We start from the raw sequence: 24273 nt of genomic DNA on the forward strand, positions 1-24273 counted from the left end.
CTCGCTCTCTCCCGCGGCCTCGCCGAGGCCATGGGCGGCAGCCTGGAGGTCGAGGACACCCCCGGGGGAGGCACCACCATGCTGCTCACCCTGCCGGCGGCGCCGGAGGAGTGGAGCGCGGAGTCCGGCTCCGCACAGCACGAGAGGAGCGCGGACCAGTGAGTCACATCCTGGTCGTCGACGACGAGCCGGCGCTGCTGCGCACCCTGCGGATCAACCTCCAGGCCAGGCACTATTCGGTGCTCACCGCGGCCACCGGCCAGGAGGCGCTGGACTCCGCGGGTCGGCTGCCACCCGATGCCGTCGTCCTGGACCTCGGCCTGCCGGACTTCGACGGGGTGGACGTGATCCACGGTATTCGCTCCACGCTGAGCGCACCGATCATCGTGCTGACCGGTCGGACCGAGGTGGAGGAGAAGCTCCGGGCCTTCGAGGCGGGGGCGGACGACTACGTGACCAAGCCGTTCGTCCTTGACGAACTCATGGCCCGACTGCGCGCAGTCCTCCGCAGGCCGGCAGCGCCCGCACCGGCACCCCTGGTACGGATCGGGCTGTGCGCCGTCGACCTCGACGCGGGCACGATCACCGGTCCGGACGGCCCGGTCCGGCTGACCCCGACGGAGTGGAAGATCCTCGCCCTGCTGCTCGCCAACCCCGGCCAGCTGCTGCCCAGTCGGCGGATCCTGTCCGACGTCTGGGGAACGGACGCGGTGGACCACGGCAACTACCTCCGGGTCTACTTCTCCAGCATGCGGCGCAAGCTCGAACCCGACCCCGGCCGGCCGCGCCATCTGATCACCGAGCCCGGGATCGGCTACCGATTCCAGCCATGACCCGGCGCCAATACCGCGTCAATACGACCGCCGGGCACGTCAAGGGAGCGTCAGGGCGGACGGATGGACCTTCGACCGAACCTAGTGTGATCTGCGAGGAAACGGTTCGCCGCCCGGGCGTGGGGCCTGACGGCGAACCGTTTGCCGAATCCCGACCCCGGCGGGTTCCTCCGGGGAAGGTTCGGCGGCCAGTGAAACAGGGGAAGGGGGCGCGCGGCGATGCCAGCGGGTACGTCGGGTGGTACGACTGTCGAAGAGAACACGATCGTGTCGGAGAAGACGCGACCGGAGACAGCCGCACCACTCCCCGCACCGCGCGCCCCCCGGCACTGGCCCGGCCGCTCCTGGCGCAGCCGGGCTTGGTGGAACACCCCGCGCCTGGTGCGCGCGCTCACCGGGGTCTGCCTGGCGGCGCTGCTCGCCGCCGGCGCGGCGACCGGCACCGTCCTGGGTGGCGCCCGGGACGGTACGGACGTGATCGGACACCAGGCCGCCCCGCAGGTGGTGCGCTCGGCCGACCTCTACTTCGCGCTCAACGACATGGACGCCCAAGCGGCCAACCTGCTGCTGTTCGGCGCCGACCCGGACTACACGGCGCTCCGCAAGGAGACCCTGGACGCCTACGAGCAGCGTCGCACCCAGGCCGACAACGACCTGCAGCGTGTCGCGGAGGCGGCAGCCGGTGATGCCGCCGGGCAGCGGGCCGTGCAGACCGTCATCGGTGAACTCGGCCAGTACGAGGCTCTGGTGGCCCGTGCCCAGTTGTTGGAGGAGCAGGCCCACGCCCAGGCCGGCCGGCCGTCGGCGGACGCCCTCGCGGCCTACCGGCAGGCCACCGACCTGTTGCGCCAGCGTCTGCTGCCGGCCGTCGACGAGGTGACCAAGGCCAACGCGTCCGTCGTCGAACACAACTACGGCGACCGGCGCGACGCCCTGGCCGGCGGCTGGTGGACGATCCTGGTCTTCGGTCTGCTCGCGCTGGCCGCCCTCGGGCTGCTGCAGCGACTGCTCGCGGTACGGTTCCGGCGGCTGGTGAACGTGCCGCTGGCGGCCGCCACCCTGCTCGTCCTCGCCGGGCTGGTCACCGCGCTGACGCTGGCCTCCCGGGCGGATCACCAACTGGTGGTCGCGAAGAGCAACTCCTTCGACTCGGTGATCGCCCTCAGCCGGGCCCGCGCGGTGGCGTACGACCTCAATGCCGACGAGAGCCGCTACCTGACCGACCCCGCCCGGGCGGCCGCCTACGAGCAGAGCTACCTCGACAAGACCCAGGCCTTCGCCCGGGTCGACGGCGCCACGCTCGCCACGTACAACGACAAGCTCGCCGTGCTGGCGGGCCGGCACGTGCTCGACCACGGCCAGGTGGGCTTCGGCGGGTACCTCGGCGACGAACTGCGCAACATCACCTTCCCCGGCGAACAGGACGCGGCGGAGCGGGTGCTCGCCGCCTTCCAGGTGTACCAGCGCGACGACCGGAGGATCCGCGAGCTGAACGCCCAGGGCAAGCTCAAGGAAGCGGTCACCTTCGACACCGGCCTCACCCCGGGCCAGTCCAACGCGGACTTCGGCGTGCTCAGCGCCGCCCTCGACGACACCCAGGCGATCAACCAGCGCGCCTTCGAGACCGCGGTCGCCACCACCGACGACGACCTCGGCGCCACCGCCGTCGGCCTCGGCGTGGCGGCCCTGGCCGCGGCGCTGGCCCTGACCGTACTGGGCGTACGGCCGCGCCTGCGCGAGTTCGTCTGACCGGGGTGGTGGAGGACTGAGGACCGAGGCCTCAGCCCTTGTCCGACAGCGGCAGCGAGAACTCGCAAGCCTGTTCCGACGCCCCGCGGAGGAAGACCATCCGCACGGTGAGGCAGGCGGCCTCCGCGGCGATCGCGGGCCGGCCGGAGACGGAACCCTCGGTCCGAAGTCCGTCGGTGCTCAGCCCGTGTGCGCCGCCGTAGTCGGTGTACTGGTTGCCGAGGTCGTCGACGGCCTCCAGCCAGAGGAACAGCGGCGGCGCGGCCGGAGGGACGGGAGGGACGTCGTCCGGCAGCGGTGGAGTGACGGAGTACGCCACCGTGAAGGCCTCCGTCGTCATGGTGAGGGCGTGGACCGTGAGTTCGTGCCGCCCGTCCAGAATCCGGATCCGCTGCTTGCCGTCGTCGTGCATCGGTTCGTCCCTCCTCGTCTCCCCGGCCGGTCAGGCGCTGCCGGGTGTCGGGATCTGGCAGGTGATGTAGCGGTCGGCCGCGGTGTTCGGCTTGGAGCCCTTGAGGAACCAGTAGAAGGTGACCTTGCTGCCGGTCTGGATGGTGCCTCCGCCACCGCCGCCGATGAACTGGTAACTGTTGAGGCTGCCGTGGAAGTTGTACCAGTTCGGTTCGGTGTGCGGGTGGTACGGCGGGTTGATGGCGCGGCCGTTGACGTAGGAGTACGGCATCGTCACGGTCACGGCCGGTCCGAGAGCGGCCTTCGCGGTGTTGGAGAGCTTGAAGCTCCAGGCCAGTGTGCCGCCCGGCGAGCGCTGGAACTGGACGGTGGAGACCGCGTGCGTCCAGGTACCCGTGCACAGGGTGTTGGCCGGGGTGCGGAGGTGGACCGCGAGGGCGCGGGCGGCGGGGCTGTCCGCGGTGAGGCCCTCGCTTGCCGCGACGGTTCGGAAGCCGCCGCCGTTGGCCTGCGCGTCCGGTGCGGCCGCGCTCGCCGGTGCGGCGCCGACGGCCAGTAGGGCGGCGGCGGTCACGGCGCAGAGCGCGGCGACGGTGAGGCGGGAGACTGTGCGGGAAGCCATTGAATTCCCTTCAGTGCAACGGTGATTGCCGGATGTGCTCCAGCCTGGCCGCAGGCTCGCCCTGCCTACAAGGCAACACGACGTCAGGGGGTCGTATGGAAGGGCCGGGGGAGGCTCCGGATCCGTTGGTCTCCTCGTAGCGGCGCACCACCTGTTATGGCAACTTCAGGCCCGACACGGGCGCCGCCGTGGCCCGCCCTGGCCGGACTCCCACAGTTCCATCAGCTCACCGCGCAGGTTCTCGGCGGTCAGCACGTCAAGGGCGGGGAACGGCTCGTCCATCGTCAGGACGTCCGGTTCGACGACGAGAGCGCGCGCGAAGCCCGCGTGACCGGACCACCGCCTGGGCGACCTTTCCTACGGCCGGGCACGGAACCGACGGTTCGGGCCCTCGTGATCCGAGCCGGATCACGAGGCCGGCTCAGGCACCCGCGGGCTCGGCGTCTTGCTGCGCCGCCCCGCCCGTTCGAGGTCGTCCAGCGCCTGCATCAGCAGGCGCATCGCGGCGCGCACGACCTCGACCTGTTCGCTCAGGTCCCCGGGGGCCACCGCGTCGTGCAACTCGCGCAGCTGTCGCTCCCAAGCCCGCTGCTCGGCCCGCAGTCCGGTGAAGTCCACCGGACGGCCGTCCGGAATCGCCGCCGCAGCAGCGGCGGTCGCCTCGGTGAGCGAGGCCGCGAACGCCTCGGCTCCCGGCACCGGTGCGGTGTCCTTCGCGGGCACGTGGGCCTCCAGCAGCAGGCCCACCCTGCTGAGCAGCCCGACCGCGGCCCGCGCCTTCTCCACCTGCTTGAGGGACAGCGTGCGCATCGACTCGGGAACCGGTTCTACCTCGGCCCGCTGCATCGCCTGCAGGAACTCCGAACGCGCCTCCCGGGAGTCCAGCAGTGCCGTGCGCACCTCCCGGTCGCCGTGCCCGGCCGGATCCCCGTACACCGCCAGCACGGCGGCTCCGTAGCGCCCGGCCGTGGCGATCCACTCGGCCAGCCGCTCGCCCAGCCGTGCCGACTCCCAACTGGGGAAGAGCGCGTAGGTCAGCAGCGCCACCACACCGCCGATGAGCGTCAGGCCGACCCGCTCGACGGCAGTGGCGAAGGAATTCCCCGGCTGCAGGCCGAGCAGGAAGACCACGTACCCCGACACGCACGCCGTCATCAGCGCGTAGCCGGTGCGGTTCGTGAGGTAGGCGCCGCAGATGCAGAGCACCGCGAGCGCCGCCGACAGCCACGCACCGGGGTTCAGCACCTGCACCGTCACGGTGGTGAGCGCCACCCCGACCACGGTCCCCGCCAGCCGGGCCACGCCCCGGCTGAATGTCTGCGCGAAGTCCGGGCGGATCACCATCGCGGCCGTCAGCGCCGCCCAGTAACCGTGGTGGAACCCGGCCAGGCGTCCCACCAGGTCGGCCACCGTGACCACGGTCGCCAGCCGTACCGCGTGCCGCAGCACGGTCGATCCGGGGCGGAACTGGTGTCGCACCGCGCTCAGTACCGGAGCCGCCATGCCGAACAGCGAGGGCCGTGACAGCGCGCCCCCGACACCGGTCACCGGTGTGCCGAGGGCGTCGGGGGAGGTGTGGTCGAGGACGTCCACGGCCTGGCCGAGCAACGAGGTCAGCCGGGTCGCCGCCGCCCGGGCGGGCCCGTGCAGCATCGGCTCCTCGGCTCGCGGGGTCAGCGTGAGCGACGGCGCGGACCGCGGCAGGTGCAGGGGGTCGCCGGTGCGGATCGCCTGGGCCAGCGCGTCCAGCACCTCAGCGGCCGCGGCCAGCAGTTCCCGGGCCCGGTCCAGCTCCGGCCCCTCGGCGGGTGCCCCGACCCGGTGGTCCGCGATCGCGGTCAGTACGGGCCGCATCTGCTCGGCGAGACCGCGCAGCCCGTGCAGGTCGGCCGGCCGGTGGCGCTCCTGCCAGGGGGTCAGCTCGGACGCGTGCCGGGCCGTCATCAACGGCTCCGGGTCCGCGGGCGCGGCCGGGTCCTCGCGAAGCCGCCGCGCGTGGTCGGCGAGCGAGGTGTACGCGTCGGCGAGCGCGTCGCGCTGCGCCCGCCAGCTGTCGATCGGCCACAGGGCGATCAGCAGCGCCTGGACGGCGCCGCCGGCCGCGCACAGCAGGCCGTGCCCGAGCGCGGTCGGCACGCTGACCGGCAGCTGGACGACCACCAGCATCACCGACACCGTGGTGGCCGCGACCACGCCCGCGGTCACCCCGACCGCCCACGCCAGCCCGGCCAGCAGCGCCCAGACGGCGAGCACCACCGGGAACAGGCCGGGGACGGAGATGGCCAGGTAGCCGATGAAGGTGCTGGTGCCCAGTCCGATCCCCGCCGCGACGGCGAGCGAGGGCCGGGGCCGGAAACTGCGTTGGAAGGTGGCGGTTCCGGCGATGAAGGCGCCCATCGCCGCCGAGGTGGCGAGCTGCGGACCGGCCAGCGCCAGCGTGGGGAACAGGACCAGGGCCACCGCGATCGCGCCGCGCAGCGCGCGCTTCGGATTGGTGAGGGTCCGATCCAGGTGCAGCCCGGTGCGGGCGGTGTCGCGGAGCGAGGCGAGCCAGGGCATGGCGGTCAGTCTAAACGGACGGTGATCGTCCACTGGTCATGCCCCCGACAGCCTGCTGGTTCCCCCTGGTCCGTTTCCGGCCGGGCCCGGGAGGTGCGGCCTGCGGAGGCCGTTCCACCCGGGCCCGGGAGAGGGACTACAGCAACCCCTCCACCAGCGGGCCGAGGGCCATGGCGGGAAGGAAGTTGAGCAGGGCCAGGACGAGCGCGGCACCGGTGGCGAGGGTGACGAAGTTGACCCCGGCCCGGCGGTGATGACCGTTCGGGGTCGCCTTCGTCGGTGTTCCGGACTGTGACCGGCCGCATCCTGGATGTCCGAAGAGCGGCCTCGTGGGATCTCGCCTGGGACACCGGGGGTTACTGACCGTGGCATACGAGCACGGTCGGTGCTCATCTGCATCCCGGGCCTGCCGCTCGGGTGTGGGCAGGGGATGCCGAGGTCCACAGGGCGTCGGGCGAAGCTTTCACGTCCTGACCCTGGTCCGGCTTTCACTCGAACGGACGGCTCTGGACGGCAACCACTCGTCGGGCCGACCAGACTCTTCGCGGGCTCTGCCATCGGCCGTCCGCCGGGCCACGCGCAGGCGACGGCGACGCGATACCGGCGTTGTCGACCGCAGGCCAGAGATTCTGCCCGGTTCCGGAAGACGGCCGGGATCGGCGTGTTGTTCGAGGAGCCGCGCCGTCATCTGCGGGCCCGGCGACCCTCCACCCGACTCCAGGAGGACACAGTGCGTGCGAGACGCAGCTTGATCCTGATGCTTGCGGCTGCGAGTGTCCTGACGTCGACCACCGGCAGCTTGCCGACCTCGACCCAGGACGCGGGAGTGGGTCCGATACGGACGTCGAGCCCCGATGTGGGCACCGTCCCCGGGCCCACGCTGATGCAGCGGACGCTCCCTTCCGCCGAGCCGACGCGAGGCACGATGCTCCAAGCCCCGGCACTGCCCGGAGCACAGCCGATCTCGGGCAACGACCGGGTGTACACCGCCGATCAGGACTCCAACACGGTCAGCGTCATCAATCCCGCGACGAACACGGTTCTGGGCACCATCGCCTTCGGCCGGCCGCGGATGGCCCCCGACGCGGACGTGCTGGGGGCCATGTACGACGGCGAGATCGACGTGCACGGCCTGGGCTTCTCCCTGGACGGGAGATGGCTCGACGTCATCGACGTGACCACCAACGCCGTGCACGTCATCGACACCGCCACCAACCAGGTAGCGCGCACCGTCTACGTGGACCGGGCACCGCACGAGGGATTCTTCTCACCCGACGGCACCCGGTTGTGGGTCGCGGTGCGCGGTCAGGACTACGTCTCGGTGATCGACTGGCAGGCCGGCAAGGAGGTCGACCGGATCCACACCGAGGACGCGCCCTCAAAGGTGGTCTTCAGCCCGGACGGCAAACTCGCCTACGTCAACCACCTGCGCGCCCAGGTACTCGACGTGATCAACGTGGCCTCCCGCCAGATCGTCAGGCGCGTGCCGATCCCCGAGGAGGCCGGGGGCTCCTCCGACGAGGCGATATCCCCCGACGGCAGGGAGATCTGGCTTGGCATGCCCACCAACGGCCGGACCACCGCCGTGCTCAACGCCGGCACCTACCAGGTGGAAGCGGTGCTGCGCACCGGGCCGCGCACCAACCACCCCAACTTCGTCACGATCGACGGGGTCGACTACGCCTACCAGACCGTGGGCGGGCTCAACGAGACCCTGGTCTACCGCCGGTCGCACGACGGGACGCCGCCGACACTCGTGAAGACCATCCACAACACCGGCCACGGGCCCCACGGCATCTGGCCGAGCCCCGACAACACCAGGGTCTACGTCGCCCTGCAGAACTCCGACGCGGTCGACGTCATCGACACCAGGACCACGTCCGTCATCACGACCCTGCACGTCGGCCAGTCGCCGATGGCGCTGGTGTACGTGGCGCGCAACGCTGCGGCCACCACGACACGGAACCTGGGCCGGCAGGGTCTGGGCATGCGCACACAGAACCTGCCTCTGAAGGTCCCCGGCACCTCCGCCAAGGGCACGGCGCTGATCCGGGCACTACCCGGCATCGACGAAGTCGACATCAGCGCGACGGGACTGCCGCCCAACCAATTGTTCACCGCCTACGCCAGCAACGGCACCAGCACGACGGCGCTGATGTCCATGACGAGCAACCAGTTGGGCAACATCGACGAAAAACTGTCCTACTCCTACTTCTTCGCCAACCACTACAGCTCCGTCGCCCTCAGACCGGGCGCTCCGCACTGATTGGCCCCCCGTGGCAGGGCGGCGCGTCATCCGTCACGGCAGGAGAGTCCCGAGTGGACCCGCCGGGTGGCGCGCGATCAGTCGAAGTACGGGTCGGCTGCCTGCGGACTCGCCGTGCCCCACCATACGAGAGCCCACGCACGGTGCGGCATGTTCCCGAACGTCAACCGAGTGCGCCCGGGTGTGTCAGGTACGGGGGTGCGGGGCGGCCGGCCCGCCGCTCGGTTTCCGCTTCGGGGCGTGGGGGCGGTAGGGGCTGACGCTGGGGTCGCCGTCGATCCAGAAGCGCCACGGGGTGGTCGCGCCGGCGCCGGAGACGCCGGTGCGCGGGCCGGTGCGCACGAGTGCCGGGTCGGGGGGTGTGCCGGTCAGAACGCTGAAGGGTATGCCGTCCCCGCACGCATCGGCGCCGTTGAAGGCCAGGTCGACGCCGACGGCCACGGTCAACCTGGCCGGTCCCCGGGCGAGTTCGTGGTCCTTGCGGGCGGTGGGCCGACGCTTGCGGGCGAGTTCGACGCCGTCCAGGACCTCGCCGGCGCGCAGCAGGACGGCCGAGGGGGGTCCGTCCTGGCCGGTGACGAGGTTCATGCAGAAGTGCATGCCGTAGGTGAAGTACACGTAGATGCGCCCGGGTGGGCCGAACATGACCTCGTTGCGCGGGGTGCGGCCCCGGTAGGCGTGCGAGCCGGGGTCGTCCCGGCCGTTGTACGCCTCGACTTCGGTGAGGCGCAGCGAGACGGCGCCCTCCGGGAGCGTGCAGACCAGGACGCGGCCCAGCAGGTCGCGTGCGACCTCCACGACATGGCGGTCGAAGAATTCACGGCTGAGCGACCGGTTCGTCTGTTCGAGCACGCGGCAAGTGTACTCACGCCACTGGGTCCACCTCCGCGGCCGCGTCACTGCGCGGCCCGCTGCGCCGCGGGCGAGCGCTTCGCCGAGCTGAGGACGATCACTCAGCCCACCCTGGTCGTCAACGGCAGCAACGACATCATGGTCCCCACCATCAACTCGTCCATTCCGGCCCAGAACATCCCCAACGCCCAGCTGATCATCTACCCGGATTCCGGGCACGGTTCGCTCCGGCACTCCTTTGGCCAGGCGATCTGTTCACGGGCTCTTGGTGCCGGCCCGGCTGACCGGCCGGGCCGTGGTCAGAGCCCCGTCGCGGCCTCGAGGAATGCCTCGAGCTCGGCGGGGATGTCGGGTCCGCTGGGCTGGTAGATCAGCTCGGTCACGCCGGCTTCGGCGACCTCGGCAAGACGCTGCCGAACCTCTTCGCGGGTTCCCGTGAACGTCGTGCGTGGAACCGCCTCCCAGCTTCCGGCCTGCCAGGCGGCGCGGTCGGCCTCGTTCAGCCCGACCAAGTGCTGTTCGTGGATGGCCAGGTGACTGTCCCGCGGATCGGTGCGCTCGATCGACTTCAGCCACTGCTCGCCGCCGGGCAGGCTGCGCACGTCTTGGCCGGCTTCGTGAAGGAAGTGGTAGGCCAGCGCGTTCCCCGGGCCCGCCGCGGCCATGACGTGCGGCGAGTTCAGCGCTTCGCCCTCGGCCAGTACCGTGCCGTGAACGGTCAGCGCCGCCCAGGAGAAGTCCCGGGCGCCCGACGTCTCCTCGTTGACGGAGAAGAGCCCGTCGCCCAGCTCACGGGCGATGGCGAGCCCCTTGGGCCCCGTGGCCGAGATGGCGACCGGGATGTCGATCGGGCGCTCGGGGGCATGGCCGGACGGATGCATCATGCGCAGGCGGGCACCTTGCCATTCCACGGTCTCTCCCGCGAGCAGGCCACGGAACGCGGCGATGTACTCACGGAGATACGCCCACGTGGCGGGCTTGGCTCCCATGGCACGTGCGCTGGTGAAACCGGTTCCGAAGGCGACAGCGACCTTTCCCGGGGCGAGGGCGGCCAGACCGGCGGCCCCGGCCGCGTTGACCATGGGGTGGCGGAGAGTCGGTACCAGCACCCCTGGCCCGAGGCCGATGCGCTCGGTGCGTTCCGCGGCGAGAGCCAGCAGCATCCACACATCGGGACTCTGGTGGGGAGTGTCGTAGAGCCACGCACGCTCGTAGCCGAGCCGCTCTGCGACAGCGATGTGAGCGGGCGCGTCCAAGGAGGAGGCAAATGCGCTGGAGATCTTCACGGTACTCCTTTGGCGATGTGCGGTCTGATCGACGACGTCGGCCGGCCGTGCGAGTGTTGGGGTCTGTGGGCGGGTCTCGGACGACTTGGTCAGGAGCGGATCGGTCCGGGCTGGTTTCGGGCCGGCGAAGTCGAGGTTGTGCAGAGCCTGGGCCGGGCGGGCGGACAGGTCGTTCGCGGACCGGTTCCGCATCCAACGGCCACAGGGGAGTTGCAGAAGATCGCTTACACGCTCGGCTCAGGACGTGCTCGGGAGCGGCGTGAGGAATTGCTCTGCGATCCAGGCCTCGGCGAATCTCGTCCAGGTGGACGCGTCGCCGGCGCCTTGCGCGAGGCCGAGACTGTGCGGGCCGTGGGCGAACACATGCACGGTGTGCGGGACCTCGTGGGCAGCCAGAGCCGAGGCGAGCCGGTAGGTGTGCTCCGGCGGGACGTAGACGTCCTCAGCGGTGTGCCAGAGGAAGACAGGCGGGGACGCCGGGGTCACCAGAGCGTCGAGCGCCGACAGACCCAATTCCACGAGCCACGCGACGATCGGCTCTGCCTCGTGCGGAGCATGAGCGGCGTAGCCCCCGCCCGGCAGCACGATCACGTGCACGGCCTCGGGGGACGGCCTACCGGCAGCAGGTCGCGTTCCGAATCGATTGCTCACGGCAAAACTCCACCTTCACTCGCGGACGCTGAGTCCCTATCAAGCTCACCACGACGACCGGGCTCCCCGACATCACGTGAACAGGTGAGGGGCCCGGTGTTCGGGGCACCGAGTAGCGGGGTGGGTGCGCCCGCGGCCACGGAGAGCGCCGCGAAGGCGGTCGATGAGCTGGTCGCCGAACAGGGCGGCGACGCCGTGACCATCCCGATGGTCGCGAAGCGGGCGGGCGTGAACCATTCGAGCATCTACCGTAGGTGGGGCGATGCCAGAACGATGATCAACGACCTGGCGACCTACCGGCTCGATCCGGAGCGCCCGCTCGCCGACACCGGCGATCTGCGCGCCGACATCGCAGCCTGGGCACAGGAGCTGGTGGACCACTACCGCAAGCCGGGGAACGCCGCCCTGCTGCGGGGCGGGGCTGCCGCGGCGGGGGAGGGCGAGTCGGACTGCCTACGTGACCGTCGCGCTGAGGCGGCCTTGTTCGCCGCGCGGCCCGGCGCCGCGTTCAGCGGTGACGACGTCGTCGACCGCGTCCTCGCGCCCGTCATCCACCGGGTGATCTTCCTGCCGTGGACCCTGCCCGACCTGGATGTCGGCTCGCTTGCGGACGACCTGTGCCAGCAGACGGGCTGACAGGGGTTCGGCTTTCGGCCGGCCACGATCCCTGGCCGGCGGATGGTGACCGTTGCCGGAACGGCACCGCCACAGACCGGGGAACATGCGCGAGACAGCTCGCGACCGCCTCCAGCCGTGACCCGGCCATCGACGCCTCACCGTCCGCGATCGATGACCTGATCGCCCTTCACCCACCGCTTCGGGCTCTCGGCCGACGAGATCCGCGGCTCGGGCCCCTGTCCTGGTATGTACTGGCGGCAACGGACGGTTACGGAAGAAGGAGCAGTGGTGATCCAGGTAGCGGTATGTGGACCTGCGGAGTGCAGCGCGGCCGAGGCGGTCGCGGCCCGGGAGGTCGGTGCCCTGTTGGCGTGCTCGGGCGCGGTCGTGCTCTGCGGTGGCTACGGCGGTGTCATGGCTGCCGCCGCTCAGGGAGCGGCAGGGGCGGGCGGCCTCGTCATCGGCATTCTGTCGGGGGCGGACCGGTCCGGGGCCTCGCCACACCTGACTGCTGCCATTGCCACCGGCATGGGCCAGGCCCGTAACAGCGTCCTGGTCGGTTCCGCGGATGCGGTCATCGCCGTCGGCGGGTCATGGGGGACGCTCGCCGAGGTGGCGATGGCCGTACGGCAGGGCGTCGAGCCGGTGGTCGGTCTGGGTAGCTGGCAGATCGCCGATGCGCGTGGTGGAGCCGTCCCAGGCCTTGTCGTGGCGGACAGCCCGGCGGCTGCTGTAGCGCTCGCTCTGGAAGGCCGGGGCTGAAGGACGGATCATTGGTGGCTGGGCGTGGAGCAGGGCTGTCGGGGGATGGTGGCCGAGCACACGCCGGCCCGGCCGGTCAGCCGCCCGTAGATCAGGTCGACCGCGTCGGCCATCGCCTGGTACCCGGCGTCGTTCGGGTGCAGGTGGTCGCCGGAGTCGTACGTGGGGTTGGGCGCCAGCGGGTTGCCGGGGTTCTGCATCACCTTGTCGAAGTCGATGACGCCGTCGAACGCGCCGCTCGTCAGGGTCCACTGGTTCACGGTCTCACGGATCTGCTCACCGTAGGTCATCCGCCAGGCGCACGCGGACACCCCCGAATAAAGAGACCCCGGATGCAAGTCCCGGGCATCTCAGCCTGCCCATTGACAGGCCCACCCCTCATGGGTGCGGAGATGGTGACGCTGGTGGAGCCGTTGAACGTCACTGTGCGGTGGGTGCCGGTCACGGCCGTGCCCGCGGTGCTGCTCTGCTGGGCGAGGTCGACGGCTCCGACGGTCAGCGGCGAGCTGCCGTAGAGGTTGCTCAGCCGCACCCGCGGCAGGGAGCCGGACACCGAGGTGTGGGCGATCATGCGGATGGTCTGGTTGTGGAAGGTCGCCTCGTAGGTCTGGCCATAGGCCATCAGGCCGTCGCTGTAGGCGCCGACCCGAGTCAGCTGGGTGAGCTTCCAGTGCTGGTTCGCACCGTTGTCGGCCCGCCACTGGATGACGGCGGTGCCGTCGGTGGTGGAACCGTTGGCGTCGTCGGCGAGCAGGCCGGCCGGGCCTCCGAAACGGCGCGGTGCACCACGTGATCCGGTCCGTACCGCCGCAGGACCTCCTTGAGCCGCGGTTCGGCCTCGACCTGATCGCCGCTGGCAGGGCCCGTTCTGCTGACCCAGGGGAGGGGCTGCCCGGCCTGCGGCCGGACAGCCCCTGACGGATCCTCGGAAGCCGCCGAGCGGTGGTTCATCCCTTGGCGACCGCCCCGGCCCAGTCGAGGTTCACGCCCATCTGGGCGTACATGACGGTGTATCCGACGAAGCAGTCGAACTTCTTGATCTTGCCGTCCTGCAGGTACCAGAAGTCGGCGGTCGGCGCGTCGATCTTCGCGCCGGTCGGCTTGAGGGTGCCCGCCGGCGTCGGCACCGGGCCCTCGAAGGTGCCCTGGATGGACAGTTCGAGGCTGATCACGTCGCCGTTCACGGTGATGCTCTTCAGGTCGCGGTGGACGTCGGGGAAGATGCCGGCCATCCGGGTCAGCACGTCGCCGAGCGCCTGGCCCTGGTAGCTCTGGCCGGCGACCTTGTCGTTGAAGACGCCGTCTGCGGTGAAGCTGTTGATGAACGCGTCGACGTCCAGGCTGTGGCCCTCCGCCACGTGGTACGCGTTCAGCACGATGGCCAGGTTGGCTATCTCGTGCCGGGTCAGGTGGCGGTTGGTCAGCGGCAGCGCCGCCAACTGGCCGGGGGTCAGGTCCGCGTGGTCCGGCGATCCGCTGACGGAGCGCACCTGCGCGCTGCCGCCGGCGGGGCCGGCGGCCTGGGACGGTGCGACGGCGAGGGCGAGGCTGCCCAGGCTCACGGCCGCGGTGGTGGCGGTGATCGTCTTCCAGCTGAGCGACTTCATGTCCTGCTCCTCCAGGTCGGCCTTCGGGATCCGAGGCGCGCTGAATCGGTCGGCGTCGGGTGGCGCCTCACAAATCAATCGATCGCTTGAACTGTAGGAGCGGGCCGTCGAGCCTGTCAATCGAATGCTTGATTGAGTTGCGAGGCGGGTACTGTGCCCCACATGGGACGGCTGCTTGACAGCAAAATCAAGCAGCTGCTTGACTTCTTCCATGGTGAGGGAAAGGACAGATCAACGCCGCGAGGCCGGCCAGCGCACGCGAGACCGCCTGCTGTCCGCAGTGGTGGAGGTGCTCGCGCAGCGCGGCCAGGAGGGCGTGACCCTGCGTGAGGTCACCGACCGCGCCGAGGCCAACGTGGCCGCGGTGAGCTACCACTTCGGGTCGCTGAAGGCGCTGTGCGACACGGCGATAGAGGACGCGCTGGAGCGGTACCTGGACGCGCAGATGGCGGCGGTCGACGCGCTCGAAGCCGATTCGGACATCGAGGAGCTGGCCGCCGCCTTCGCCGGGCCGATGATGCGCGCACTGGCGGCCGGTGGGCGGGAGCTGGCGGTCATGCGCACGGTGGCGCGGGTCGGGATCGACCCGCCCAAGGGCTGGGACCGGCTGACAGCGAAGTTCCGGCAGTCACGGCGGGACATCGTCCAGGAGCTCTCGCCGATGCTCCCCGGCGTCGGCGATCAGGAGCTGAACTTCCGGATCCGGTGCGCGGCCGGCCTGCTGAACTGGCTCGCGCTGGCGCCGGTCGGTGCCGAACTGGCCGCCGAGCCCCCGGGGCAGATCGAGCGCTGGCTGGTCCCGGTGCTGGCCGGGGCGTTCCGGGGCTCGTCGGCCGCCGGCTGACCCGAGCGTCGGCCGACCGGCGGCAGGATTAGGGGCCACAGGCGGGGGCGAACTGGATGATCCGGGCCAATCACAGACGCGCCAGGCCCTCGGCCGGTTCCGGGGAGGGCTGACCACCAAGGTCCACCGGGCTGTCGACGGCCGCGGCCTGCCGCTGTCGATCGTGTTCACCCCGGGCAACGTCAACGACGCCACCGCGTTCGGCCGGATCCTCGACGGGATCCGCATCCCGCGCGCCGGCACAGGCCGGCAATCGCCGACGACGCGGATCCCGGGGCGGCCGGCCTCCGGCCTTCACCAGGGCGGTCTACCGCGACCGCAACGTGGTCGAACGATGCTTTGCCCGCCTCAAGCAGTTCCGCGCGATCGCAACCAGGTTCGACAAGCTCGCCGACCGCTACCGCGCCGGAATCATCCTGGCCTCCCTGACCCTCTGGCTCCGCGAACCAGCCAGGTGATCATTTGTCAGACACGCCTTAGCAGCGTCCTCATCAAGCTCGGTGTGCGCTCGCGGATCCAGCTCGCCAACGCCGCGCGCAGCGCCGGGGCGGTGCCGGTGGACAGTGCAGAGCTGGTGGCGGCGGACCGCTAGGCCTGCGCGCCGTCGGCAGCCTCGCCGTCCGGGTCGCCCGCCCGAGGCCCGGCCTTGACGCTCACGGCGCCTGGCTGCGGTGCTGGAAGGCCCGCCGGTAGGCGGTGGGCGTCGTGCCCACCACGTCGCGGAAGCGGGCGCGCAGATTGGCCCCGCTGCCCAGCCCGCAGCGCAGCGCGACCTGCTCCACCTGCAGGTCGGTCGTCTCCAGCAGCTCCCGCGCCCGGTCCAGGCGCGCCGTCAGCAGCCACTGGTGGGCACTGGCCCCTGTCTCCTGGCGCCACTGGCGCGTCAGCGTCCGCGCGGACACGCCCGCGTGCGCGGCGAGCTGAGGCAGCGTCAGGTCCTCCTGCAGGCGGGCGAGCGCCCACTCGCGGGTGCCGGCCAGGTTCGCGGCGACCGGCGTGGGCAGGCTGCGCGCAATGTACTGGGCCTGCCCGCCGTCGCGGTGCGGCGCGGCCACGATCTCCCGGGCGACCTCGTTGGCGACCGCGGCACCCAGGTCCTTGCGGACGATGTGCAGGCACAGGTCGATCCCGGCGGTGACACCCGCGGACGTCAGGATGGCGCCGTCGTCGATGTAGAGGACGTTGCGGTCCACCCGCAGCCGCGGATACAGCTCCTCCAGCGCGTCGGCGCTCGCCCAGTGCGTCGTGACGGTCCGGTCGTCGAGCAGCCCCGCCGAGGCCACCGCGAACGCGCCCGTGCAGATCGACGCGATCCGGATCCCTGCGCGGCCCGCCAGCTTCAACGCCGCCCGCACCCGCGGATGCGGGGGCCGCCGGAAGTCCTCGAAGCCGGGCACGATGATCGTGTCGGCCTCAGCGAGCGCCCCCAGGCCGGCCGACAGTCCCAGCGTGAACCCGGCGCTGGTCGTGACCACCTCCTCGTCGTCCCCGCACACCGTCACCTCGTACGGGGTGTGCGGGCCGCCCTTGAAGATCTGCGTGGGAATCCCGAGATCGAGAGGCAGCACGCCGTCGAGAGCCAGCACTGCCACACGGTGCCTGTCCATGGCCCGAATAGTACGCCCGTAATCAACTGGCGCACTCGCGCCCGGGCTGCGAAGCCGCAGGTGCGACATCGCAGCCGAGAATCCTCCGTGTTCAGGCGGTTGCGGTCGTGGCCCGGAACACGGGCAAGCTCCCCGCCGCCGTGGCCAGAAAATTACGGAAGGTGGCAAACGAGCCGTGGCCAGTGCGCACGGGCGCGGGGCACGATCGGAGGCGAAGCGCGGGGCTGCCGCCCATCCCGGGCACGGCCGGACCCCGCCGAAGGAGACGACCATGGCACCGCAGAACGTGACCGGCCGGTACTTCGACGTCCCCGGCGGCCAGCTGTACGCCCACGTCCGCGAGAGCGAGGGCATCCCCCTGGTCCTGCTCCACTACTGGGGAGGCTCGCGCCGCACCTGGATCCCGGTCCTGCGCCACCTGGACCCCGCACAGCCGTTCACCGCCTACGACCAGCGCGGGTGGGGCGACTCCGCCGACCTGCCCGGCCCCTACGGCCTGGACCGCCTCGCCGACGACGCCCAGCAGGTCCTCAACCAGCTCGGCCACGACCGCTTCGTCCTCGTCGGGCACTCCATGGGCGGCAAGATCGCCCAGATGGTCGCCGCCCGCAAGCCCGCCGGCCTGGCAGGCGTCGTCCTCGTCGCCCCCGCCCCGGCCGCACCCGTCGGCATCACCGAGCAGATCCAGGACAACGCCTCCCACGCCTACGACAGCGAGGCGACCGTCGCCGCCGGGATCGACCAGATGCTCACCCACCGCGAGCTCGGCGACGAGCTGCGCCGCCAGGTCGTCGAGGACAGCCTGCGCGCCGGCTCCGAGGCCCGCCTCGAATGGCCCCGCCACGGCATGGCCCAGGACGTCTCCGACCGCGTGGGCGGCATCGACGTGCCCGTGCTGGTCCTCGCCGGCAGCCACGACAAGATCGACCCGCCCGGTGTGCTGGGGAGCCACCTGCTGCCGGCGATCCCCACCGCCCGCCTCGAAGTCCTCGACGGTGCCGGCCACCTGTCCCCGCTGGAGGTCCCCGACCAGGTCGCCGCCCACATCGCCGCGTTCACCGCGTCCCTGTAGACCCCGCGCGCCGCGCGGCCCACCCCACGCGGCGCAGGGCAGCTGCCGCCCCGGCGGACAGCGCCCACGGGCCGCACGGCCCCGCCGGCGCGCCCGGGGCGCCCACCGCCGCGAACCGCGGCCCTCGCCCAGGCCGCAGCCCGGCGCCGACACCCACCCCGACACACCAAGGACCACACCATGACCGCAACGCCCCCGAACGTGTTCGAGCACTTCGACCTGCCCGACACCGAGCTGACCCGGGCCTGCGACACCTACGCCGAGAAGTCGACCGCCACCTTCGTCTACAACCACAGCGTCCGCAGCTACCTCTTCGCCCGCGCCCACGCCCGGGCCCAGGGACTGCGCCCCGGCACGGACTACGACGACGAACTGCTGTTCGTCGCCTGCGTCCTGCACGACATCGGCCTGAGCGAGGACGGCAACGGCGACCAGCGCTTCGAGGTCGACGGCGCCGACACCGCCGCCGCGTTCCTGCGCCGCCACGACGTCGACGAGCAGCGCATCGCCGTCGTGTGGGACGCCATCGCCCTGCACACCTCCGAAGGCATCGCCCCTCGCAAGGGCACCGTCGTGGCCCTCACACAGGCCGGCATCGGCACCGACATCCTCGGTGCCCGGCGCGAGAGCCTGCCCGACGGCCTCGCCGACGACGCGCACACCCTCCTGCCGCGCATGGACCTGGGCTACGCCCTCACCGACGCCATCCTCACCCAGGCCCTCGCCAAGCCGCACAAGGCGTCCCCGATGAGCTTCCCCGGCGAACTGCTGCGCCTGCACCTGCCCCACGGAGCCCGCCCGACCTGGAACGACATCCTCGCCGGCGCCGGCTGGGGCGACCGCCCCACCGGAGCCGGCGCCCGACCGCGCCCCCAAACCCCCCAGGAGCTGGGCGAGTTCTTCACCCGGTACCTGGCGGCCGGCGACCTCGACGGCCTGCTGTCGCTCTACGAACCCGACGCCCACTTCGTCCCCACCCCCGGCACCCACCTCACCGGCACCGACGCGATCCGCGAGGGGCTGCGCCACCTCATCGACGCCGACGCCCGCCTGACCCTCGAACTGCGCGACATCCGCCAGGTCGGTGACATTGCGCTCCTGTCGAACCGCGCCACCCTCACCGGCCTGGGCCCCGACCCCCTCACCACGGACACCACCGAGGTCGTGCGCCGCCAGCCCGACGGAAGCTGGGCCCAGGTCATCGACGACCCGTTCTTCCACTGACCGGACCCCCGGTCACCGGGATCAGACGCACGGTGTGGCGTGCCGCCGCGACCGGCGGCACCGCCCACCCGCCAGGGCATGTGGGCCTCGACCAGCGGACCGGCGCCCGGTGCGGCCCCGGCGCGGCGGCCCAGGGCCCCTCCGGCGTCGGGCCCCAGCCCGGGGCTGCAGCGGCTGCGCGGCCCGGGCCGCGCAGCGCGGCCGGCTGCCTGCGTCGGTCCCGCCGGGACGGCGACGCCTGTGCGGGACCGTTCAGGTGAGGCGGTAGCCGCGGCCGACGACGGTGGTGATCGGGTCGGAGGCGCCGAGCTTTCACCGCAGCGTCTTGACGGTGGTGCGCACAGCGGTGGTGAACGGGTCGGCGTGCTCGTCCCAGACCCGGTTGAGGATGTCCCCGGCGCTGACGATCCCGCTGTCGGCGCGCAGGAGTTCGGTCAGGACGCCGCACTCCTTGCGGGTGAGGACGACAGGGCGGCCGACGCGGCGGGCCTCGTGGCGGTGGACGTCGAGCCGCAGGTCGCCCCGTTCGAGGACGGCGGGCTGGCGGGCAGGGGCGCGGCGGCCCAGCGCAGTGACGCGGGCGACGAGCTCGCGGAACGTGAACGGCTCGGCGAGGTAGTCGTCCGCGCCGAGCCGGAGGCCCTCGACCCGGTGGTCGACCGACGCTGCTGCAGTCAGCATCAGGATCGGGCCGAAGAGCCGCCACGGATCAGCGCCCGTGTCACGTCGTCGCCGTGCAGGAGCGGCAGGTCGCGGTCGAGGACGACGACATCGGGGGTGATCCGGCCGGCGCGGCTGAGCGCGGCGGCGCCGTCGTGGACGACGTCGACGACCATGCCCTGCTCGCGCAGGCCTTCGGCGACGAGATCGGCAAGGACGGTGTCGTCCTCGACTACGAGGATGCGCAGCATGGCGGTCACCTTGCGGGGAAGTCGAGGATGTGGGTGAGGCCGCCGCCCAGACGGGCGGTGGTGGTCCAGCCGGCGCCGTGCGCCGCGACGATCGCGTCCACGAGCGCCAGCCCCAGCCTCGCGCCTGTCGTGCCCGTGCGGCCCTGGCCGCGCTGGAACGGCTGGCGGAGCTTCAGGAGGTCGGCTGGATCGACGTCCGGTCCGGTGTTCTCCACACGCAGCCACGACCACACGTCCCCTCAACTGCAGAGCCCTTGGTGATCGGCCCGGAAGCCGCGCCACAATGGGGGAAGGGAAGGTGGTGCGAATGAGGGCGATACCCCACCTGCGGACCGGCGAGGGTATGGCGGCGCTCACCGCCGTCGTCGTGGGCGCGGCGGCCATGGCCACGATCGGCCTGTCGCCCGCCGCGGACCGGCCTGTCGTCGGCGCGGCGCTGGGCGGGGCCGCGGTCGCCGTCCTCGGCATTCTGGTGGCGGTGGCCTTTGCGCGTCGGACCCGTTCCCGCCACCACTCCCAGCAGCTCGCCCGCAATACGGCAGAAGCGTGGTTCACCGCCCCGACCGTGGCGGACTTCCCCGAGGACGCGCTTCGGCCGCTCCTGCCGACGACCGATCCGCCCTCCATGAACCGCCTCTACACCGCGTGGATATTCGCCACCCACGGTCACGACGCCGTCTGGCTCGAACGTCACTTCGACCTGACCGGAGACCTGGCCCGGCAGCTCGTCGAGGAAGCCCACCGCCGTCGGCCGCGGTCCTGACGCCTGCGCGGCCTGCCCCGACCGGTACGAACTACGCCATTCGAGTCGGGTGTCGGCTGCGGCACGGTGCGTCCCACGGGCCCCGGCCGAAGCGAGGCTAGCGTCCTAGCGTGGACCGCGTCGTGTCTCTCTCCCAACTGCTGCGGCGCCCACTGGTGGGGCGCGCCGGCACGGCCGTGGGCCGCCTGTCCGATGTGATCGTCCGCCTGCGCGGGCGCGACTACCCCCTGGTCGCCGGGCTGGTCGTGCAGGTCGGCAAGCGCGGGGTCTTCCTGCCCATCGAGCAGGTCGCGGCCTTCGACGGCGAACAGATCCGGCTCACCAGCGAGGTCGTGGACCTGCGCCCCTTCGAGCGGCGCGAAGGGGAGGTCCTGCTGCGCGCCGATGTCCTCGGGCACCGGGTGATCGACGTCGCCGACGCCGAGCTCGTGCGGGCGCACGACCTGGAGTTGCGTCAGCGCCCCGACGGCTGGGTGGTCGATCGCCTGGACACCCACCCGCACCGCCCCCGGCTGTTCGGCTTCCTCGCCGGTGAGAGCGAGCCGCACTGGCGGGACTGGAAGGCCTTCGAACCGCTCATCGGCCACGCCCAGTCGGCACGCGTGCGCGGTCCGTTCGGGCGCCTGGCTCGGCTCAAACCGGCCGACCTGGCCGACTTGCTGGAGGACGCCAACCGCACCGAATCGCACGAGATCCTGCAGACCGTCCACGCCGATCCCGAGCTGGAGGCGGACGTCTTCGAGGAGTTGGAGCCCGACTCGCAGACGCGCCTGCTCGCGGAGAAGAGCGACCGCGAGATCGCCGAGGTGCTGGGCCGCATGCGCGCGGACGACGCCGCCGACGCGATCAACGACCTCCCGCAGAACCGCCGCCAGCCGGTACTCGACGCCCTGCCGGCCGGCCAGCGCACCAAGGTCCTCACCCTGATGGGCTTCAACCCCTCCAGCGCCGGCGGCCTGATGGCCCTCGACATCCTCACCGCGCCCCCGGACGCCACCGTCACCGAGGTGCTCGGCCTCGTCCGGGCGGCCCGGACCCTGCAGCCCGAGGCCCTCACCAGCGTCCACGTCGTCCGGGACGGAACGCGGCTGATCGGCACGGCGACCCTGGTCGCCCTGGTGCAAGCCGATCCGGGCGCCCGCCTGGAACAGGTCATGGTCACCGAACCGGTCCGGGTGCTCCCGGACACCGACGTCGAGGACGTCGCCCTGCTGATGACCGACTACAACCTCCTCACCGTGCCCGTCGTCGACCACCAGGACCAGATCCTCGGCGTCATCACCGTCGACGACATCCTGGAAACGGTGATCCCCGAAGACTGGCGCCGGCGCGAGCCCGCCCCGCACCCCACCCACGGAGCCGACGAAGCCCCGAACGAGGCCATGAACGCCACGGATCTCGACGGATGACGAACCCTCAGAACCACCCGGACCGCAACGACCGCCCCGCACCCTCTCCCGCAGAAGGCCCCACCCAGCCTCCGCCGAAGCGCGAGGACGCACACCCCGCCGCACCAGGAAAGCCCACCCCTCCCGCACCGGCACCGGCGGCGCCCAAACCCGCACCCGCCAAACCGGCCCCCAGGACACCCGGCGCTCCGCGGCCCAGCGCAGTCCTGGACGAAGCCCACCTCGGCGACATCGAAGGCGCGTTCGGCCGGATCCCCCGAGACCACGCCGAAGAGCGCCCGAGCCTCAAGACCCGTCTGCTCACCCTGCTGGCCATCGTCGGCCCCGGCATCATCGTCATGGTCGGCGACAACGACGCCGGGGGGGTCGCCACCTACGCCCAGGCCGGCCAGAACTACGGCTACTCCCTGCTCTGGGTCCTGCTGCTGCTCATCCCGGTCCTGATCGTCAACCAGGAGATGGTGGTACGCCTCGGCGCCGTCACCGGCGTCGGCCACGCCCGCCTGATCAACGAACGCTTCGGCAAGTTCTGGGGCTGGTTCAGCGTCGGCGACCTCTTCGTCCTCAACTTCCTCACCATCGTGACCGAGTTCATCGGCATCTCGCTCGCCGCCGAGTACCTCGGCGCATCCAAGTACTGGGTGGTGCCGCTCTCCGCCCTCCTGCTGATCGCCGTCACCGCCAGCGGCTCCTTCCGCCGCTGGGAACGCGCCATGTTCGCCCTCATCGCCGTCAGCCTGCTGCTCATCCCGCTCACCCTGCTCTCCGGGCCCAAGTGGGGCCAGGCCGCACACCACTTCGTCGTCCCCGGAATCCAGGGCGGCATCACGGGCGACGCGGTCCTGCTGATCATCGCGATCGTCGGCACCACCGTGGCCCCCTGGCAGCTCTTCTTCCAGCAGTCCAACGTCATCGACAAACGCATCACCCCGCGCTTCATCGGCTACGAACGCGCCGACACCGTCATCGGCTCGATCGTCGTCGTCGTCGGAGCAGCCGCCCTCGTCATGATCGCCGACTACGCCGCCCGCGGCACAAGCTTCGAAGGCAACTTCACCGACGCCGCCGGCGTCGCCCACGCCCTCGAACAGCACAGCCACGCACTCGGCGTCATGTTCGCCATCGTCCTCATGGACGCCAGCATCATCGGCGCCGCCGCCGTCACCCTCGCCACCAGCTACGCCTTCGGCGACGTCTTCAACCTGCGGCACTCCCTGCACCGCGGCTTCGGCGAAGCGAAGAAGTTCTACGCCTCCTACAGCCTGATGGTGCTGCTCGCCGCCGCCATCGTCCTCATCCCCGGCGCCCCGCTGGGGGTCATCACCGAAGCCGTTCAGGCCCTTGCCGGACTCCTCCTGCCCTCCGCCAGCGTCTTCCTGCTCCTGCTCTGCAACGACCCCGAAGTCCTCGGACCCTGGGTCAACCCCCGCTGGCTCAACCTCCTCGCCACCCTGATCATCGCCGTCCTGCTCCTGCTCTCCGCCACCCTGATGACCGCTACCCTCTTCCCGCACATCGATGTCAAGGCCCTCACCATCTGGCTCGCCGTCGTCCTGGTCGGCGCGCTCATCGCGGCTGCCGCCGGGCTGAGGATCGCCCGTCGGCGCTCCGGCGCCCCGGCCCAGGCTCCGGCGCCCGTGATGCCGACGGCCGAGAAGCTCGCCTGGCGGATGCCCCCCCTCGCCTTGCTCAAGCCCGTCCAGTGGTCACCAGCACTACGGCTCGGCATGCTCGCCCTGCGCGGCTACCTCGTCCTCGCCGCCGTCCTGCTCCTGGTCAAAGCCATCCGCCTCGGCGGAGCCTGACCAGGACTCCACAGCAACCCGAGCAGCGCATCTCTCAGGAGGGTGCCGCGCCGGCCCGACCCTCGCGTCGGAGGCGTCGTGCGGCACCTTCCGGACGCCGCCGCAGGCCCGCTCGGGGACCTGCTTGCGACCCGTGATCATCTACGCACAGTGACCATCGCTGCGACGGTGCGAGTGGGGGAATCGGCTGACGACCACGAGCGCGCGGAGGCCGCGGCGTGCTGGCAGGCGAGTTCCGACACAAGGGAGCCGGTCCACTGCTTGGCGCCCGACGGCCCGGCGAGCTGGGGCCCTTCGGACCGTACGGATCGGGAGACCGGGCCGAATTGTCGGCGTACGAGTCAACATGCACCACCTCGTACGAGTGACTGTGCACCAGAGTTGATGCGGTGACCGGCTGTTGTCCGTGAGCCTGCTGTCGT

The 24273-nt window shown here is 71.5% G+C and carries 23 protein-coding genes and 4 pseudogenes; 13 read left to right on the plus strand and 14 right to left on the minus strand.

Going from position 1 to position 24273, the window contains the following annotated elements; translation table 11 throughout:
* The first annotated feature begins 158 nt into the window (after positions 1-158).
* Both ABZW30_RS41605 and ABZW30_RS41610 read left to right on the plus strand, forming a co-directional pair.
* A complete protein-coding gene (locus ABZW30_RS41605) occupies positions 159-833 on the plus strand; it encodes a response regulator (protein WP_355676516.1) in 675 nt (224 codons plus the stop codon).
* 267 nt (positions 834-1100) lie between these two features.
* A complete protein-coding gene (locus ABZW30_RS41610) occupies positions 1101-2582 on the plus strand; it encodes a hypothetical protein (protein WP_355676517.1) in 1482 nt (493 codons plus the stop codon).
* Positions 2583-2613: 31 nt separating this feature from the next.
* On the opposite strand, the gene ABZW30_RS41615 is transcribed toward ABZW30_RS41610, so the two are convergent.
* From ABZW30_RS41615 to ABZW30_RS41635, 5 genes and pseudogenes are all read right to left on the minus strand, one after another.
* Positions 2614-2994 carry a hypothetical protein gene (locus ABZW30_RS41615; protein ID WP_355676518.1) on the minus strand — a complete coding sequence of 127 codons (381 nt, stop codon included), beginning with the start codon at positions 2992-2994 and terminating at the stop codon, positions 2614-2616.
* A 30-nt stretch (positions 2995-3024) separates the two neighbouring features.
* Entirely contained in the window at positions 3025-3615 is a 591-nt protein-coding gene (locus ABZW30_RS41620; protein WP_355676519.1) for a hypothetical protein, read from the minus strand.
* Positions 3616-3813: 198 nt separating this feature from the next.
* Positions 3814-3939 (minus strand): annotated as a pseudogene (locus ABZW30_RS41625) (nitrate ABC transporter ATP-binding protein); the annotation flags it as partial.
* An 84-nt stretch (positions 3940-4023) separates the two neighbouring features.
* A complete protein-coding gene (locus ABZW30_RS41630; RefSeq protein WP_355676520.1) occupies positions 4024-6174 on the minus strand; it encodes an FUSC family protein in 2151 nt (716 codons plus the stop codon).
* A gap of 136 nt (positions 6175-6310) precedes the next feature.
* On the minus strand, positions 6311-6601 hold the full coding sequence (locus ABZW30_RS41635) for a potassium-transporting ATPase subunit KdpA (RefSeq protein ID WP_355676538.1): 291 nt from the start codon (positions 6599-6601) through the stop codon (positions 6311-6313).
* A 498-nt stretch (positions 6602-7099) separates the two neighbouring features.
* Between ABZW30_RS41635 and ABZW30_RS41640 the strand changes: the two genes are divergently transcribed.
* Positions 7100-8440, plus strand: a complete 1341-nt coding sequence (locus ABZW30_RS41640; protein WP_355676521.1) for an SMP-30/gluconolactonase/LRE family protein — start codon at positions 7100-7102, stop codon at positions 8438-8440.
* A gap of 186 nt (positions 8441-8626) precedes the next feature.
* On the opposite strand, the gene ABZW30_RS41645 is transcribed toward ABZW30_RS41640, so the two are convergent.
* Positions 8627-9292, minus strand: coding sequence for a DNA-3-methyladenine glycosylase (locus ABZW30_RS41645; RefSeq protein WP_355676522.1), 666 nt, complete (start codon positions 9290-9292; stop codon positions 8627-8629).
* On the opposite strand from ABZW30_RS41645, the gene ABZW30_RS41650 reads away from it, so the two are divergent.
* Positions 9242-9661, plus strand: a complete 420-nt coding sequence (locus tag ABZW30_RS41650; protein ID WP_355676523.1) for an alpha/beta hydrolase — start codon at positions 9242-9244, stop codon at positions 9659-9661. The genes ABZW30_RS41645 and ABZW30_RS41650 overlap by 51 nt on opposite strands.
* Here the strand turns inward: ABZW30_RS41650 and ABZW30_RS41655 are convergent.
* Both ABZW30_RS41655 and ABZW30_RS41660 read right to left on the minus strand, forming a co-directional pair.
* The gene (locus ABZW30_RS41655) at positions 9592-10578 is read right to left on the minus strand and encodes an LLM class flavin-dependent oxidoreductase (protein WP_355676524.1); all 987 of its coding nucleotides are present in this window, start codon (positions 10576-10578) and stop codon (positions 9592-9594) included. The two genes, ABZW30_RS41650 and ABZW30_RS41655, sit on opposite strands and share 70 nt — an antisense overlap.
* 237 nt (positions 10579-10815) lie before the next feature.
* Entirely contained in the window at positions 10816-11175 is a 360-nt protein-coding gene (locus tag ABZW30_RS41660; protein ID WP_355676525.1) for a prolyl oligopeptidase family serine peptidase, read from the minus strand.
* A gap of 174 nt (positions 11176-11349) precedes the next feature.
* On the opposite strand from ABZW30_RS41660, the gene ABZW30_RS41665 reads away from it, so the two are divergent.
* Together ABZW30_RS41665 and ABZW30_RS41670 are read left to right on the plus strand one after the other, a co-directional pair.
* Positions 11350-11865 carry a helix-turn-helix domain-containing protein gene (locus ABZW30_RS41665; RefSeq protein ID WP_355676526.1) on the plus strand — a complete coding sequence of 172 codons (516 nt, stop codon included), beginning with the start codon at positions 11350-11352 and terminating at the stop codon, positions 11863-11865.
* A 270-nt stretch (positions 11866-12135) separates the two neighbouring features.
* On the plus strand, positions 12136-12609 hold the full coding sequence (locus ABZW30_RS41670; protein ID WP_355676527.1) for a TIGR00725 family protein: 474 nt from the start codon (positions 12136-12138) through the stop codon (positions 12607-12609).
* 8 nt (positions 12610-12617) lie between these two features.
* Here ABZW30_RS41670 and ABZW30_RS41675 read toward each other — a convergent pair.
* The 3 genes and pseudogenes from ABZW30_RS41675 to ABZW30_RS41685 form a co-directional block, all read right to left on the minus strand.
* A pseudogene (locus ABZW30_RS41675) lies at positions 12618-12887 on the minus strand (SGNH/GDSL hydrolase family protein); the annotation flags it as partial.
* An 8-nt stretch (positions 12888-12895) separates the two neighbouring features.
* Complete coding sequence (locus ABZW30_RS41680; RefSeq protein WP_355676528.1) at positions 12896-13231, minus strand: hypothetical protein; 336 nt, start codon at positions 13229-13231, stop codon at positions 12896-12898.
* A 325-nt stretch (positions 13232-13556) separates the two neighbouring features.
* Positions 13557-14216, minus strand: a complete 660-nt coding sequence (locus tag ABZW30_RS41685) for a nuclear transport factor 2 family protein (protein ID WP_355676529.1) — start codon at positions 14214-14216, stop codon at positions 13557-13559.
* 211 nt (positions 14217-14427) lie between these two features.
* Here ABZW30_RS41685 and ABZW30_RS41690 point away from each other — a divergent pair, with 211 nt between their 5' ends.
* Together ABZW30_RS41690 and ABZW30_RS41695 are read left to right on the plus strand one after the other, a co-directional pair.
* On the plus strand, positions 14428-15060 hold the full coding sequence (locus ABZW30_RS41690; protein WP_355676530.1) for a TetR family transcriptional regulator: 633 nt from the start codon (positions 14428-14430) through the stop codon (positions 15058-15060).
* A 31-nt stretch (positions 15061-15091) separates the two neighbouring features.
* Positions 15092-15540, plus strand: a pseudogene (locus tag ABZW30_RS41695) (transposase); the annotation flags it as partial.
* A 173-nt stretch (positions 15541-15713) separates the two neighbouring features.
* Here ABZW30_RS41695 and ABZW30_RS41700 read toward each other — a convergent pair.
* Positions 15714-16667 carry a helix-turn-helix domain-containing protein gene (locus ABZW30_RS41700; protein WP_355676531.1) on the minus strand — a complete coding sequence of 318 codons (954 nt, stop codon included), beginning with the start codon at positions 16665-16667 and terminating at the stop codon, positions 15714-15716.
* 271 nt (positions 16668-16938) lie between these two features.
* Here ABZW30_RS41700 and ABZW30_RS41705 point away from each other — a divergent pair, with 271 nt between their 5' ends.
* Together ABZW30_RS41705 and ABZW30_RS41710 are read left to right on the plus strand one after the other, a co-directional pair.
* Positions 16939-17739 carry an alpha/beta hydrolase gene (locus ABZW30_RS41705; RefSeq protein WP_355676532.1) on the plus strand — a complete coding sequence of 267 codons (801 nt, stop codon included), beginning with the start codon at positions 16939-16941 and terminating at the stop codon, positions 17737-17739.
* A 180-nt stretch (positions 17740-17919) separates the two neighbouring features.
* A complete protein-coding gene (locus ABZW30_RS41710) occupies positions 17920-18963 on the plus strand; it encodes an SgcJ/EcaC family oxidoreductase (RefSeq protein WP_355676533.1) in 1044 nt (347 codons plus the stop codon).
* 312 nt (positions 18964-19275) lie between these two features.
* Here ABZW30_RS41710 and ABZW30_RS41715 read toward each other — a convergent pair.
* Together ABZW30_RS41715 and ABZW30_RS41720 are read right to left on the minus strand one after the other, a co-directional pair.
* Positions 19276-19871 (minus strand): annotated as a pseudogene (locus ABZW30_RS41715) (response regulator transcription factor).
* An 8-nt stretch (positions 19872-19879) separates the two neighbouring features.
* Positions 19880-20089, minus strand: a complete 210-nt coding sequence (locus ABZW30_RS41720; protein WP_355676534.1) for an ATP-binding protein — start codon at positions 20087-20089, stop codon at positions 19880-19882.
* A gap of 92 nt (positions 20090-20181) precedes the next feature.
* Here ABZW30_RS41720 and ABZW30_RS41725 point away from each other — a divergent pair, with 92 nt between their 5' ends.
* The 3 genes from ABZW30_RS41725 (at position 20182) to ABZW30_RS41735 (ending at position 23851) form a co-directional block, all read left to right on the plus strand.
* Positions 20182-20637, plus strand: coding sequence for a hypothetical protein (locus tag ABZW30_RS41725; RefSeq protein ID WP_355676535.1), 456 nt, complete (start codon positions 20182-20184; stop codon positions 20635-20637).
* A 110-nt stretch (positions 20638-20747) separates the two neighbouring features.
* Positions 20748-22046: a CBS domain-containing protein gene (locus tag ABZW30_RS41730; protein ID WP_355676536.1), complete on the plus strand. Its 1299-nt coding sequence runs from the start codon at positions 20748-20750 to the stop codon at positions 22044-22046.
* On the plus strand, positions 22043-23851 hold the full coding sequence (locus ABZW30_RS41735; protein WP_355676537.1) for an NRAMP family divalent metal transporter: 1809 nt from the start codon (positions 22043-22045) through the stop codon (positions 23849-23851). Before ABZW30_RS41730 ends, ABZW30_RS41735 begins: the two co-directional genes overlap by 4 nt.
* Positions 23852-24273: the final 422 nt, after the last annotated feature.

It is taken from the genome of Kitasatospora sp. NPDC004669 (genome assembly GCF_040609455.1).
Taxonomy (GTDB): domain Bacteria; phylum Actinomycetota; class Actinomycetes; order Streptomycetales; family Streptomycetaceae; genus Kitasatospora.